This window comes from Pseudomonas sp. S44 (assembly GCF_016624805.1).
In the GTDB taxonomy this organism is placed as follows: Bacteria; Pseudomonadota; Gammaproteobacteria; order Pseudomonadales; family Pseudomonadaceae; genus Aquipseudomonas; species Aquipseudomonas machongensis.
Window position 1 is genome coordinate 46,556 of record NZ_JACVTY010000010.1, and the last position, 13,537, is coordinate 60,092.

Below are 13,537 nucleotides of genomic sequence, written 5' to 3' on the forward strand. Positions count from 1 at the left end.
AAGCGCATCCGACGCGCGGAAATTCAGCTGGTAATTGAGGTATTTTATGGATAATCGACCACTGTTCCAAGAAAAGTGGTCCTGGGGACCTCTGGCAGCCTGCACGTTACTGCCCATCGCTCTACTGTGTTTCTGGTTGTGGCCGTTTGGCCAGATCCTGTTCCTGACTTTCGACGAGTGGCTATTCCGTGCACTCAACGGCCCACTGGCAGACAGCACCACCTGGCGCTACATCTGGACCCTGGGCAGCCTGCGCCCCTTCGACATCGTCGTCGGTCTGATCCTGCTCCTGCTGCTGATCAAGGGCGACTGGGTGTTCAAGGCCGTGCAGGTACGGCAGGCATTCTTCGGCTTTTTCGTCAGCCTGCTCCTCTTAGTGGTGGTTCGCGCGCTGTTTTCCAAGTGGGTGGATGCATCCGGATGGCAACATGACAGCCCGTCGATCGTATTCGACGACGCCGTGCGCCTGAGCCACTACTACCCGAACCTTGAAGCCCACTGGGAACTGAAGGACCGTTCCAGCAAGAGCTTCCCGGGCGATCACGCCTCGGTACTGCTCCTCTGGGCACTGTTCATGAGTCTGTTCAGTCGCCGGCTGGTGCAAAGCCTGGTGATCTGGGGGCTGGCCGTGCTGTTCATGCTGCCGCGTCTGGTCGCTGGCGCGCACTGGGGGCAGGATGACTACATCGGTGGTCTGGGGATGGCATTACTGGCTCTGGGCTGGACCGTGCATACACCTCTCGCGGCCAAGGCCAGCGCGGCACTGGTGCGCTGGACCTCACCGCTGTTCAGGGTACTCGGCAAGCTGCCGCTGATCGGGCGCATGAGCGTGATGCGTACAGCCTTCTAAGCGCAACTGACGGCGCAGGTCTACTCGAAACTGCCATGCAGTTGGTGGATCTGCCGCCGTTGCTTCTTGTTGGGCCGGCCGTCGGTGGCCACACCCATCGCCCCGGCCTTGCGCAGTTCGGCGGCCTGCTCGCGGCGCTTCACGCTGTCGGCAGTTTCCTCGTAGAGGGTCTGCGCCTCGGGCGCCCCACGACGCACCACCGACAGCGCCTTGACCACCACGGTCTTCTCGTCGAAACCGGTGCGCAGCACGAACTCGTCACCTACCCGCGGTTCCTTGCCCGGTTTGCAGCGCTCACCACGGCAATGCACCTTGCCACTCTCGATCGCCGCCTTGGCCAGCGCACGCGTCTTGTAGAAGCGCGCCGCCCACAGCCATTTGTCCAGGCGGACCTTGTCGTCGTCTTCCGCTTTCTGTGCCATCCCTCTACCTCGAATTCTGTCTTTAACGGAACTGTACTACCGTAACTGTCGGATGCAAAAAGTCCGCGCCATGCTTACAGTTCACCACCTCATTCGCAGGGTGTGCTTCGTGAAAACATTTGACCATCTGACAGTGATCGGCCTGCGCGAGTGGATCGCCCTGCCCGACCTCGGTCTCGCCGGGCTTCGGGCCAAGATCGACACTGGCGCCAGCACCTCCAGCCTGCACGCCACCGACATCGAACCCTTCGAGCGAGACGGCCAGTCCTGGGTACGTTTCACCGCGCACCTGGGTTCTGTAGTGCAACTGCGTCATCGCCGCTGCGAAGCGCCTCTGGTGACCATGAAGACCATCAAGAGCTCCAACGGACATGCCCAGACCCGCTATGTGATCCGAACGCCATTGGCATTGGGCGACCGAGTCTGGGAAGTGGAATTCACCCTGGCTTGCCGCAAGAGCATGCGCTATCGGTTGTTACTTGGATCGAAAGCCTTGGTCCACGGTCAACTGGTCGTCAACCCCGGCCTCAAGTACGTTCAGGACAAACCGGCCTTCCCGGCCACTCTCTCCCCTGTCACAGGTGCTGCATGAAGATCGCCGTGCTTTCGCGCAACCCGCGTCTGTATTCCACCCGCCGCCTGGTCGAAGCCGGCACCCAGCGCGGCCATGAAATGGTCGTGATCGACACCCTGCGCGCCTACATGAACATCGCCAGCCACAAGCCGCAGATCCACTATCGCGGCAAACCGCTGGAAGGTTTCGATGCAGTGATCCCGCGTATCGGCGCCTCGGTGACCTTCTATGGCTGCGCAGTGCTGCGCCAGTTCGAGATGATGGGCGTCTACCCGCTCAATGAATCGGTGGCCATCGCCCGCTCGCGCGACAAGCTGCGCTCTTTGCAATTGCTGTCACGCCGCGGCATCGGTCTGCCGATCACAGGTTTCGCTCACTCGCCGGATGACATTCCCGACCTGATCCAGATGGTCAATGGTGCACCGCTGGTGATCAAGGTGCTCGAAGGCACCCAGGGCATCGGCGTGGTGCTGTGCGAAACGACCAAGGCTGCCGAGTCGGTCATCGAAGCGTTCATGGGCCTGAAGCAGAACATCATGGTCCAGGAATACATCAAGGAGGCTGGCGGCGCCGACATCCGCTGCTTCGTGGTCGGCGACAAGGTCATCGCCTCGATGAAGCGCCAGGCCAAGCCCGGTGAGTTCCGCTCCAACCTGCACCGCGGTGGAGTGGCCAGCCTGATCAAGATCACCCCCGAGGAACGCATGACGGCCATTCGCGCGGCCAAGGTCATGGGCCTCAGCGTGGCCGGCGTGGATATCCTGCGCTCCAATCATGGCCCGCTGGTGATGGAGGTGAATTCGTCGCCGGGGCTGGAGGGCATCGAAGTCACCACCGGCAAGAACGTTGCCGGGATGATCATCGAACACCTGGAGAAGAACGGCGGACCGAACCAGACCCGGACCAAAGGCAAGGGTTGATTCGAAATCGTGGCGGTCTATTCGCGGCTTTAGCCACAAAGAGACCACAGAACCTCACACGGCATCGCGCGGCAGCAACAGCCCCAAGGGCAAACGTACCCGCGCCTCGATCCCGCCACCGGAGCGGTTGCGCAACTCGACATTGCCGCCATGCTGGGCGGCGATCCGCTTGACGATCGCCAGGCCCAGCCCGGTGCCCTTGCCCCCACGTGCACGGTCGCCGCGAATGAACGGATTGAAGATGGTCTCCAGTTCCGATTCGTCGATCCCCGTACCCCGGTCAAGCACGCTGAGTACCACGTACGGCGCCCCCTGCTCACCTGACACATAAGCCGCCACCTCGACGCCCTTGCCCGCATGGTGCAGGGCATTGCCGATCAGGTTGCCCAGCATGCGCTTGAGCGATACGCGCCGTAGCGGGAAGGGTGGAATAGGCTCCAGGCACAGGCGCACGCGCTCTTCGGGCTGGTTATACGGCGCCACCACCTCGCGAATCAGATCACCCAGGTCGACTTCTTCCACCGGCTCGTCGCGGCCATCGCGAATGAAGGCCAGGAACTGGTCGAGAATGGCGTCCATGTCTTCGATGTCGCGCACCATGTCGTCGCTGAGCTCACTTTCGTTCCCCATCAGCGACAGCGACAGCCGTAGCCGGGTCAATGGCGTACGCAGGTCGTGGGAGACCCCCGCCAGCATGAGCTCGCGCTCGCGCCCGGCCTGCTCGACATCCTCGGCCATCTGGTTGAACGCACGGTACACCTCGGTCATCTCGCTGGGTGTATCGCTGATGGGCAGGCGCACGCTGCGCCCCTGCCCAAGCTGACGGGCAGCGAACACCAGGCGTTTGAGCGGCTGGTTGAGCTGGCGCACGAAGATCCAGGCCGACGCGGTGGACAGCAGGCCGATGGCCAGGAACCAACCGAGCACGTTCCAGATCTTCTGCCCGCGCAACGGGTGCGGATACAACGGCACCTTCAGCCAACCCGGCCCCAGGCTCGGCGCATTGACCCACAGTGCCGGCGGCGCATGGATGCGCAGGCGTACCTCGGTATCCTCGCCCAGCTCAGCCTGCATCTGGCGCTGGTAGATCTCGCTGTACGGCCAGTGCTGCTCACCCTCCGGCACACCCGAGCCGGTCACGCGGATCAGACCGGCTGCCTCGGCGATCTGGTCCCGGTTCTCTTCATCGGCCGCCCAATAGGCACGCAAGGTCAGCGCCACACCGTGGCTGTACTGGCGGTCGACCAGAACGTCCTCGTTCATCAGCAGGTACACCAGCGTCAGCGCCTTGGAAAACAGGACGACGATCAGTACCAGCCACAAGGTGCGGGCGAAGAAGCTTTGCGGAAACCAGAGAGGCGTTTTCATTGGCGACGATTACTGCACGGCGGGAACAAGCAAGGCGGGGACCACAGACGAAAACAGGGCGACCCTTGCGGGCCGCCCTGCCGTGTCATGGCAGCGGTTCATTTACCGGCATTTCCGTCCGGCACGAAGACATAACCCACACCCCAGACCGTCTGGATGTAGCGAGGCTTCGATGGATCGGGCTCGATCATGCGGCGCAGACGCGAGATCTGCACATCGATGGAGCGCTCCAGGGCATCCCACTCACGGCCGCGGGCCAGGTTCATCAGTTTGTCGCGGGTCAGCGGTTCGCGAGCATGCATGACCAGAGCCTTGAGCACGGCGAATTCACCGGTGGTGAGCATGTGCACTTCATCGCCGCGCTTGAGTTCGCGGGTCGCCAGCGACAGCTCGTAGTCGCCGAACGTGACGGTTTCTTCCTCGCTGCCCGGGGCGCCAGGAACGCTCGGAGCCTGGCGCCGCAGCACGGCCTTGACCCGCGCGACCAACTCGTCGGGGTTGAACGGCTTGGCGAGATAATCGTCAGCGCCCAGCTCAAGGCCCTTGATCCGGCTAAGCTCGTCGCCCTTGGCGGTGAGCATGATGATCGGGATCTGGTTGTTCGCCGCGCGCAGGCGGCGGCAGGCGGAGAGGCCGTCTTCACCCGGCAGCATGAGATCGAGCACCACCAGGTTGAACACTTCACGGGCCAGCAGGCGGTCCATCTGCTCGACGTTCGGCACGGCGCGGGCACGGAAGCCCTTGCTGGTGAAGAAACGCTCCAGCAGGCTGCTCAGCCCCGGATCGTCGTCAACGATGAGAATCTTTTCGCCTTCAGCAATGTTTGCGGTGCTGGTCATCAATAACTCCTCTGATATCGCCGCGCATTATGGCGTAGCCATTGCGACGCGTGCCGTGTGCATTGTTAGCAGATTTTTCCCCGGGTGCCACTTCTCGCTCGACACACATGGCTCAGCGCCATCACCGCAAGCCGGACTCGATGGGTATAATGCGCGGCTTTCATCCAGTGCCGCCGGGCCTGAACCCCCACTGCGGCCTTAGTATTCACTATTTGTCAGGTGGTTCTCATGGACAGCATCAACAGCCGTATCGCCGAGGAACTGGGCGTGCGCCCACAACAGGTCGAGGCGGCCGTGGGCCTGTTGGACGAAGGCTCGACGGTGCCCTTCATCGCCCGTTACCGCAAGGAAGTGACCGGCAGCCTGGACGATACGCAACTGCGCCACCTGGAAGAGCGCCTGCGTTACCTGCGTGAACTCGACGAGCGCCGCGCCAGCATCCTGGCCAGCATCGAGGAGCAGGGCAAGCTGACCCCGGAACTGGCCCGCGAGATCAAGCTCGCCGACACCAAGACCCGCCTCGAAGACCTTTACCTGCCTTACAAGCAAAAGCGCCGCACCAAGGGCCAGATCGCTCTGGAAGCCGGCCTGGGCGAACTGGCCGACGGCCTGTTCGACGACCCGCAGCGCGACCCTGAAAGCGAAGCCGCGCGCTTCGTCGACGCCGACAAGGGCGTCGCCGACGTCAAGGCCGCCCTCGAAGGCGCCAAGTACATCCTCATGGAGCGCTTCGCCGAAGACGCCGCCCTGCTCGACAAACTGCGCGGTTTCCTCAAGCAGGAGGCGGTGCTCACCGCGCGCGTGGTGCCGGGCAAGGAAGAGGAAGGCGCCAAGTTCCGCGACTACTTCGCCCACGACGAACTGCTGCGCAACGCCCCGTCGCACCGCGCCCTGGCGATCTTCCGCGGTCGCAACGAAGGCGTACTGAGCGCCTCGCTCAAGGTCGGCGAGGAACTACCGGGCACCCTGCACCCGTGCGAGCTGATGATCGCCAGCCACGTTGGTATCGAAAACCGCGGCCGCCCGGCCGACAAATGGCTGGGCGAGGTGGTGCGCTGGACCTGGAAGGTCAAGCTCTACACCCACCTGGAAACCGACCTGTTCGGCGAGCTGCGCGACAACGCCGAAAGCGAGGCGATCAACGTCTTCGCCCATAACCTGCACGACCTGCTGTTGGCCGCCCCCGCCGGCCCGCGTGCCACCCTGGGCTTCGACCCGGGCCTGCGCACTGGCTGCAAGGTCGCGGTAGTCGATGCCACCGGCAAGCTGCTGGACTACACCACCGTCTACCCGCACGCGCCGAAGAACGACTGGGACCGCACCCTCGCCGTACTGGCGGCCCTGTGCGCCAAGCATTCGGTGGAGCTGATCGCCATCGGCAACGGCACCGCCAGCCGCGAAAGCGACAAACTGATCGCTGACCTGGTGAAAAAATACCCGGCACTGCAGATCACCAAGATCATGGTCTCCGAGGCGGGCGCCTCGGTGTATTCAGCGTCCGAACTGGCTGCCCGCGAATTCCCCGATCTCGACGTCTCGATCCGCGGCGCGGTGTCGATTGCCCGTCGCCTGCAGGACCCGCTGGCCGAACTGGTGAAGATCGATCCGAAGTCCATCGGGGTAGGCCAGTACCAGCACGATGTGTCGCAGGTGAAATTGGCGCGCGGCCTGGACGCTGTGGTCGAGGACTGCGTGAACGCCGTGGGCGTGGACGTCAACACCGCCTCGGTGGCCTTGCTGACCCGCATCTCCGGCCTCAATGCGACGCTGGCACAGAACATCGTCGCCCACCGCGACGCCAACGGCCCGTTCGCCACCCGGGCGGCACTGAAGAAAGTCAGCCGCCTCGGCGAGAAGACCTTCGAGCAGGCCGCAGGCTTCCTGCGCGTGATGAACGGTGACAACCCGCTGGACGCCTCTGCCGTGCACCCCGAGGCCTATCCGCTGGTGCAGCGCATCGCCGCCGACACCGGCCGCGATATCCGCTCGCTGATCGGCGACAGCAGCTTCCTCAAGCGCCTCGACCCGAAGAAATTCACCGACGAATCCTTCGGCCTGCCGACCGTCACCGACATCCTCCAGGAGCTGGACAAGCCCGGCCGCGACCCGCGCCCTGAGTTCAAGACCGCGACCTTCCAGGATGGCGTCGAGGACCTCAAGGACCTGGAGCCCGGCATGATCCTCGAAGGCGTGGTGACCAACGTCACCAACTTCGGCGCCTTCGTCGACATCGGCGTGCACCAGGATGGCCTGGTGCACATCTCGGCGCTGTCGGAGAAGTTCGTCAAGGATCCGCGCGAAGCGGTCAAGGCCGGCGACGTGGTCAAGGTCAAGGTCATGGAAGTGGATATCCCGCGCAAGCGTGTCGGCCTGTCCATGCGCATGAGCGATACCCCAGGCGAGAAGGTCGAAGGCAACCGTGGCGGCCCACGCGGCAACGGCGGCAACCGTTCGCAACAGGCACCACGCCCGCGCGAAACCGCCACCGCCGCGCCGGCCAACAACGCCATGGCCGCGCTGTTCGCCAACGCCAAGCAGTTGAAGAAGAAGTGATGGACGTCCCGAAGGAATACGTCGAAAGCGCCTTCAGCCAGCTCCTGGGCTGCCGCCTGCAGCGCCTGGACACAGGCGTTGCCGAGGTGGCACTGGCGCTGGAACCACACCTGCGCAACCGTGGCCAGAAACTGCACGGCGGGGCGATCTTCAGCCTGGTGGACATCGCCATGGGCCTGGCCTGCTCGGCCAGCCATGGCTTCGACCAGCAAAGCGTGACCATCGAATGCAAGATCAACTACATGCGCGCTGTCAGCGACGGCGAAGTGCTGTGCACCGCCCGGGTGATACACGCAGGGCGGCGCACGCTGGTGGTCGACGCCGACGTGCTCCAGGGCGACAAGCTGGTGGCCAAGGCACAGGGAACCTTCGCGGTTCTCTAGCTGCCCGAGTGATAACTGCGGTATTTTTGCCGGTATTGGTCGGGCGCTGTCACTGACCCTATCGCGGGACAAGCCCGCTCACACAGGTGCCTCGGTGCTTTTGTGGGAGCGGGCTTGTCACGCGATGGGTTCGGCAAGGCCCCGAAGTATCTGCGCTACCAGCACCGGAACCGCGTAAACCAGGCGACAACGCCAGTTCCTTTGTCCCTACCCTTGTAGACCGTCATTTCTACCCCCATATTGGGGCGACTGACGCGTGAAGGAATCCATCTTGAGCGACCTCCTCAATCGCCGCCTGAGCTTGCTCGGCGCCAATCTCTCCCTGCTCAAGCAGTGCCTGCACGGCATTGAGCGCGAATGCCTGCGAGTGACCGACGAAGGTCGGCTGGCCCAGACCCCACACCCCGAAGCCCTGGGTTCGGCACTGACCAACGAGCAGATCACCACCGATTACTCCGAATCGCTGCTGGAGTTCATCACCCCGGCCCTGCCTGACCCGGCCAAGGTGCTTGAGAACCTCGAGGAGATCCACCGCTTCGTCTACACCAAGCTCGGCGACGAATACCTGTGGAGCCCGTCGATGCCGTGCGCGCTGCCCGCCGAGGAAGACATTCCGATCGCCGAGTACGGCAGCTCCAACATCGGCAAGCTCAAGCACGTGTACCGCAAGGGCCTGGCCCTGCGCTACGGCCGCACCATGCAGTGCATCGCCGGCATCCACTACAACTTCTCGTTGCCCGAGGCCCTCTGGCCCCTGCTGCGTGAAGCCGAAGGCAGCGAACAGGACGACCGTGACTATCAGTCGTCGGCCTACATCGCGCTGATCCGCAACTTCCGCCGCTACAGCTGGCTGCTGATGTACCTGTTCGGCGCCTCGCCAGCGCTGGACAAAGGCTTCCTGCGCGGCCGCCCGCACCAGCTCGAAGAGCTGGACGCCGACACCCTCTACCTGCCCTACGCCACCAGCCTGCGCATGAGCGACCTGGGATACCAGAGCAACGCCCAGGCAGGCCTGACGCCGTGCTACAACAATCTGTCCAGCTACACCGACAGCCTGCGCAAGGCCGTTGGCACGCCTTACCCACCCTATGTCGAAGTGGGTACGCACAAGGACGGCGAATGGGTGCAGTTGAACACCAACATCCTGCAGATCGAGAACGAGTACTACTCGAACATTCGCCCCAAGCGCGTGACCTACACCGGCGAACGTCCGATCCAGGCCTTGATCTCGCGCGGCGTGCAGTATGTCGAGGTGCGTTGCCTGGACATCAACCCGTTCCTGCCGGTGGGCATCGACCTCACCGAGGCGCGCTTCCTCGACGCCTTCCTGCTGTTCTGCGCGCTTGATGAGAGCCCGTCGCTGGACAACGGCGAATGCGGCCAGTGCACCAGCAACTTCCTCACCGTGGTCAAGGAGGGGCGCCGCCCAGGCCTGGAGCTGCAGCGCGATGGCCAGCCGGTCACACTGCGCGAATGGGCCAGCGAGCTGATCGCCCGCATCGGCCAGCTGGCCGGACTGCTTGACCAGGCCCAAGGTGGCGACGACCACGCCAAGGCCCTGGAGGCGCAGCAAGCCAAGGTCGACGACCCTGAGCTGACACCTTCTGCACAGGTCCTGGCGCGCATGACCGAGCACGACGAAAGCTTCGTCGCATTCTCGCTGCGCCAGAGCAAGCTGCACGCCGAAACCTTCCGCGAGCAAGCACTGCCTGGCGAGCGCCAGCAAGCCTTCGAAACCCTCGCCCGTGATTCGCTGGCCGAACAGTCGCGTCTGGAGCAGCAGGAAGTCGGCGACTTCGACCTGTTCGTCGGTGCCTACCAGGCCAGCATCCTGGCGATCAGCAACTGATGAGCCGCACGCCCTCGCCGCGCAAGCCCCGCGCCAGTAGCCAGGCCAGGATCGAAGCGATCCTGGCGGCCGCTCGCGAGCTGCTGGCAGGCGAAGGCGTGGCGGGGCTGTCGATCTACAGCGTGGCCGAACGGGCGCAGATCCCTCCGTCCTCGGTCTATCACTTCTTCGCCAGCGTTCCGGCGTTGCTCGAAGCTCTGACTGCAGATGTGCACCGCGCTTTTCGCGAGGCGCTGAGCGCGCCGATCGACGCCCACGCCTTCAGCACCTGGCAGGGCTTGTCACGCCTGGTCGAGCAGCGCACGCTGGAGATCTACCGCCAGGACACCGCCGCCCGGCAGTTGATCCTTGCCCAGCATGGGCTGAGTGAAGTGGCGCAAGCCGACCGCCAGCACGACCTGGAACTCGGCAAGCTGATGCACAGCTTGTTCGACCGGCATTTCCAGTTGCCCAGCATGCCCACCGACGTGGATGTGTTTGCCTTGGCGATGGAGCTGAGCGACCGGGTCTATGCCCGGTCGATGCAGTTGCACGAACAGATCACTCCGCGCATGGCGGAGGAAGGGATGCGGGTGTTCGAGGCTTATCTGGGGCTTTACCTGCCACCTTTCCTGGCCAGACGTCCAAGCTGAAACCGCTTTCGCGGGCAAGCCCGCTCCTACGGGGAACCGTGGGAGCGGGCTTGCCCGCGAAGGCCTCCACAAGGGCCTGGGAGTCGAACGCCATCACAGCTTGGCGATAGACACCTCGGTCGATTTCACGAAGGCAATCACTTCACTGCCAACCTGCAGTTCCAGCTCGCGCACGGAACGGGTGGTGATCACCGAAGTGACGATGCCGGAGGCGGTCTGCACGTCGATTTCCGACAATACCGGGCCTTCGAGGATTTCTTTGACGGTGCCTTTGAACTGGTTACGGACGTTGATCGCTTTGATGGTCATGGCTTGATTCCTTTGGTTGGCTTCGCAGATTCAGTGGGCCCAACGCAGTTGCGTGGGCAAAGGGGCTACAGGCTCCGGCTCGGGCGGGGTGCCAGGGACGGACAGGACACGGTTGAGCACTTCGCTTTCCAGCGCAGCCAGGCGGTGCGAACCACGCGCCCGCGGCCTTGCCAGGTCGACGGTGAGGTCCAGACCGACCTCGCCGTCCTCGATCAGGATCACCCGGTCGGCCACGGCGACGGCTTCGTTGACGTCGTGGGTGACCAGCAGAACGGTGAAGCCGTGTTCGCGCCACAGGCGCTCGATCAGTTGCTGCATTTCGATCCGGGTCAGGGCATCCAGCGCACCCAGCGGCTCGTCGAGCAGCAGCAGGCGCGGCTGGTGGATCAGCGCTCGGGCCAGGGCCACGCGCTGCTTTTGTCCACCGGACAGCGCAGCAGGCCATTCGTTGGCTCGATCGGCCAGGCCCACCTCCTCCAGCGCTTGCACCGCGCGCGGCCGCCAGTCACCGGACAAGCCCAGGCCGACGTTGTCGATAACCTTCTTCCAGGGCAGCAGACGGGCGTCCTGGAACATCAGGCGGGTTTCCTCGCGCGCATCGGCCAGCGGCGCGGCACCGGCCAGCAGCTCACCGGCACTGGGTTGGTCCAGACCGGCCAGCAAGCGCAGCAAGGTACTCTTGCCGCAGCCGGAGCGGCCGACGATGGCGACGAACTGACCGGCCGGGATGTGCAGGTCGATACCGCGCAGCACTTCACGCTTGCCGAAGGTCTTGCGCAGGCCGTTGGCGGCCAGCGGGATGCCACGCAGCAGGCGCGGCGGTTGTTCCTTGAGCACGGTCATGCGCCCTCCTTCTTCGCCACCTGGTAGGCGGGGTGCCAGCGCAGCCAGACACGCTCCAGGCCACGGGCGGCGAGGTCGGCGAGCTTGCCGAGCACGGCGTACATGACGATGGCCAGGACCACCACGTCGGTTTGCAGGAATTCACGGGCGTTCATCGCCAGGTAGCCGATACCGGCATTGGCCGAGATGGTCTCGGCAACGATCAGGGTCAGCCACATGAAGCCCAGGGCGAAGCGCACACCGACCAGGATCGACGGCAGCGCACCGGGCAGGATCACCTGGCAGAACAGCGAGAAACCGGACAGGCCATAGCTGCGCGCCATTTCCACCAGCGCCGGGTCGACATTACGGATACCGTGGTAGGTGTTCAGGTAGATCGGGAACAGCGTGCCCAGCGCGACCAGGAAGATCTTCGCCGACTCGTCGATGCCGAACCACAGGATCACCAGCGGGATCAGCGCCAGGTGCGGCACGTTGCGGATCATCTGTACCGAGCTGTCGAGCAGGCGTTCGCCCCAGTTCGAAAGGCCGGTGATGAACCCCAGCAACAGGCCGATGCTGCCGCCAATCAGAAAGCCCACACCGGCGCGCCAGCCGCTGATCGCCAGGTGCGTCCAGATCTCGCCGCTGCGCACCAGCTCGACACCGGCGCTGACCACCGCGCTCGGTGCCGGCAGGATGCGCGTGGACAACCATCCAGCGCTGACCGCCAGCTGCCACACCGCCAGCAGCAGCACGGGCAAGGCCCATGGCGCCAGGCGCTGTGTCAGGGTGGAAGAAGTTGCACGACTCATGGCCTGACCCTCAGCTCTGCGACACGGACTTGGGCAGGATGTCGTTGGCGACCATTTCACCGAACGGGCTCACGTAGCCCCCGGTCTTGGCCTGCTCCGGGCGCTGCACGTCCAGGTGCGGGAACAGCAGCTCGGCGACGCGATAGGACTCTTCCAGGTGCGGATAACCGGAGAAGATGAAGGTATCGATGCCCAGGTCGGCGTATTCCTTGACGCGTGCCGCGACCGTCGGGCCATCGCCCACCAGTGCGGTACCGGCGCCGCCTCGCACCAGGCCGACGCCCGCCCACAGGTTGGGGCTGACTTCGAGCTTGTCGCGGTTACCGTTGTGCAGGGCGGCCATACGTTGCTGGCCAACCGAATCGAAGCGCGCCAGCGAGGCCTGGGCGCGGGCAATGGTGTCGTCGTCCAGGTGCGAAATCAGGCGATCGGCGGCAGCCCAGGCTTCTTCGTTGGTTTCCCGCACGATCACGTGCAGGCGGATACCGAAGCGCACCTCGCGGCCTTGCGCAGCGGCTTTCTCGCGCACTGCGGCAATCTTCTCCGCTACGGCAGCGGGCGGCTCACCCCAGGTCAGGTACAGCTCGACCTGCTCGGCGGCCAGATCCTGTGCGGCCTCGGACGAACCGCCGAAATACAGCGGCGGACGCGGCTGCTGGATCGGCGGATAAAGCAGCTTGGCGCCCTTCACCTGGATGTGCTTGCCGTCATAGTCGACCACTTCGCCTTCCAGCACCTTGCGCCAGATGCGGGTGAACTCGACCGAGGCTTCGTAGCGCTCCTGGTGGTTCAGGTGCAGACCATCACCGGCCAGCTCGTCCGGATCGCCGCCGGTCACCAGATTGAACAGCGCACGGCCGTTGGACAGGCGATCCAGGGTCGCTGCCTGGCGAGCGGCCACGGTCGGCGAAATGATGCCCGGGCGCAGCGCAACCAGGAACTTCAGGTTCTGGGTCACCGGAATCAGTGATGCCGCAACCAGCCAGGAGTCCTCGCAGGAGCGACCGGTAGGGATCAGCACGCCACCGAAACCCAGGCGATCGGCCGCCTGGGCGACCTGGGTCAGGTAGCCGTGATCGACGGCGCGTGCGCCTTCGGTGGTACCCAGGTACTTGCCGTCACCGTGGGTGGGGAGGAACCAGAAAATGTTAAGGCTCATTGGAGTTGTCTCCTCAAGGGTGGCTCAAGCCGCAGCGATGCT

At 64.2% G+C, this 13,537-nt stretch carries 14 protein-coding genes; 7 read left to right on the top strand and 7 right to left on the bottom strand.

Translation table 11 applies throughout. From position 1 onward, the window contains the following. Window positions 1-46 precede the first annotated feature (46 nt). Entirely contained in the window at window positions 47-850 is an 804-nt protein-coding gene (locus tag IAE40_RS10215) for a phosphatase PAP2 family protein (RefSeq protein WP_063542224.1), read from the top strand. A 20-nt stretch (window positions 851-870) separates the two neighbouring features. Here the strand turns inward: IAE40_RS10215 and IAE40_RS10220 are convergent, their stop codons facing one another. After that, window positions 871-1,272 (bottom strand): RNA-binding S4 domain-containing protein, encoded by a 402-nt coding sequence (locus IAE40_RS10220; RefSeq protein ID WP_197889754.1) that lies wholly within the window; start codon window positions 1,270-1,272, stop codon window positions 871-873. A gap of 109 nt (window positions 1,273-1,381) precedes the next feature. On the opposite strand from IAE40_RS10220, the gene rimB reads away from it, so the two are divergent. Further along, window positions 1,382-1,864 carry a retropepsin-like aspartic endopeptidase RimB gene (rimB, locus tag IAE40_RS10225; protein WP_063542222.1) on the top strand — a complete coding sequence of 161 codons (483 nt, stop codon included), beginning with the start codon at window positions 1,382-1,384 and terminating at the stop codon, window positions 1,862-1,864. Then, a complete protein-coding gene (gene rimK / locus IAE40_RS10230; RefSeq protein ID WP_015268602.1) occupies window positions 1,861-2,766 on the top strand; it encodes a 30S ribosomal protein S6--L-glutamate ligase in 906 nt (301 codons plus the stop codon). The genes rimB and rimK overlap by 4 nt, the downstream gene beginning before the upstream one ends. Window positions 2,767-2,820: 54 nt before the next feature. Here the strand turns inward: rimK and IAE40_RS10235 are convergent, their stop codons facing one another. Next, a complete protein-coding gene (locus tag IAE40_RS10235) occupies window positions 2,821-4,134 on the bottom strand; it encodes an ATP-binding protein (RefSeq protein ID WP_063542220.1) in 1,314 nt (437 codons plus the stop codon). Between the two features lie 98 nt (window positions 4,135-4,232). After that, on the bottom strand, window positions 4,233-4,973 hold the full coding sequence (ompR, locus tag IAE40_RS10240; protein WP_054891673.1) for an osmolarity response regulator transcription factor OmpR: 741 nt from the start codon (window positions 4,971-4,973) through the stop codon (window positions 4,233-4,235). Window positions 4,974-5,201: 228 nt separating this feature from the next. Between ompR and IAE40_RS10245 the strand changes: the two genes are divergently transcribed. The 4 genes from IAE40_RS10245 (at window position 5,202) to IAE40_RS10260 (ending at window position 10,390) form a co-directional block, all read left to right on the top strand. Further along, window positions 5,202-7,526: a Tex family protein gene (locus IAE40_RS10245; RefSeq protein ID WP_063542218.1), complete on the top strand. Its 2,325-nt coding sequence runs from the start codon at window positions 5,202-5,204 to the stop codon at window positions 7,524-7,526. Then, on the top strand, window positions 7,526-7,909 hold the full coding sequence (locus IAE40_RS10250; RefSeq protein ID WP_054891671.1) for a PaaI family thioesterase: 384 nt from the start codon (window positions 7,526-7,528) through the stop codon (window positions 7,907-7,909). Before IAE40_RS10245 ends, IAE40_RS10250 begins: the two co-directional genes overlap by 1 nt. A gap of 271 nt (window positions 7,910-8,180) precedes the next feature. Next, on the top strand, window positions 8,181-9,758 hold the full coding sequence (gene gshA, locus IAE40_RS10255; protein ID WP_162714340.1) for a glutamate--cysteine ligase: 1,578 nt from the start codon (window positions 8,181-8,183) through the stop codon (window positions 9,756-9,758). Then, the gene (locus IAE40_RS10260; RefSeq protein WP_151925505.1) at window positions 9,758-10,390 is read left to right on the top strand and encodes a TetR/AcrR family transcriptional regulator; all 633 of its coding nucleotides are present in this window, start codon (window positions 9,758-9,760) and stop codon (window positions 10,388-10,390) included. Before gshA ends, IAE40_RS10260 begins: the two co-directional genes overlap by 1 nt. A gap of 93 nt (window positions 10,391-10,483) precedes the next feature. Here the strand turns inward: IAE40_RS10260 and IAE40_RS10265 are convergent, their stop codons facing one another. The 4 genes from IAE40_RS10265 to ssuD are packed head-to-tail and all read right to left on the bottom strand — an operon-like array spanning window position 10,484 to window position 13,495. After that, window positions 10,484-10,699, bottom strand: a complete 216-nt coding sequence (locus IAE40_RS10265) for a TOBE domain-containing protein (protein WP_003255829.1) — start codon at window positions 10,697-10,699, stop codon at window positions 10,484-10,486. 30 nt (window positions 10,700-10,729) lie between these two features. Next, window positions 10,730-11,542: an aliphatic sulfonates ABC transporter ATP-binding protein gene (gene ssuB, locus IAE40_RS10270; RefSeq protein WP_186710734.1), complete on the bottom strand. Its 813-nt coding sequence runs from the start codon at window positions 11,540-11,542 to the stop codon at window positions 10,730-10,732. Continuing rightward, a complete protein-coding gene (gene ssuC, locus IAE40_RS10275; RefSeq protein WP_200603121.1) occupies window positions 11,539-12,336 on the bottom strand; it encodes an aliphatic sulfonate ABC transporter permease SsuC in 798 nt (265 codons plus the stop codon). The genes ssuB and ssuC overlap by 4 nt, the downstream gene beginning before the upstream one ends. A gap of 10 nt (window positions 12,337-12,346) precedes the next feature. Beyond that, window positions 12,347-13,495: an FMNH2-dependent alkanesulfonate monooxygenase gene (ssuD, locus tag IAE40_RS10280; RefSeq protein ID WP_112897126.1), complete on the bottom strand. Its 1,149-nt coding sequence runs from the start codon at window positions 13,493-13,495 to the stop codon at window positions 12,347-12,349. Window positions 13,496-13,537: the final 42 nt, after the last annotated feature.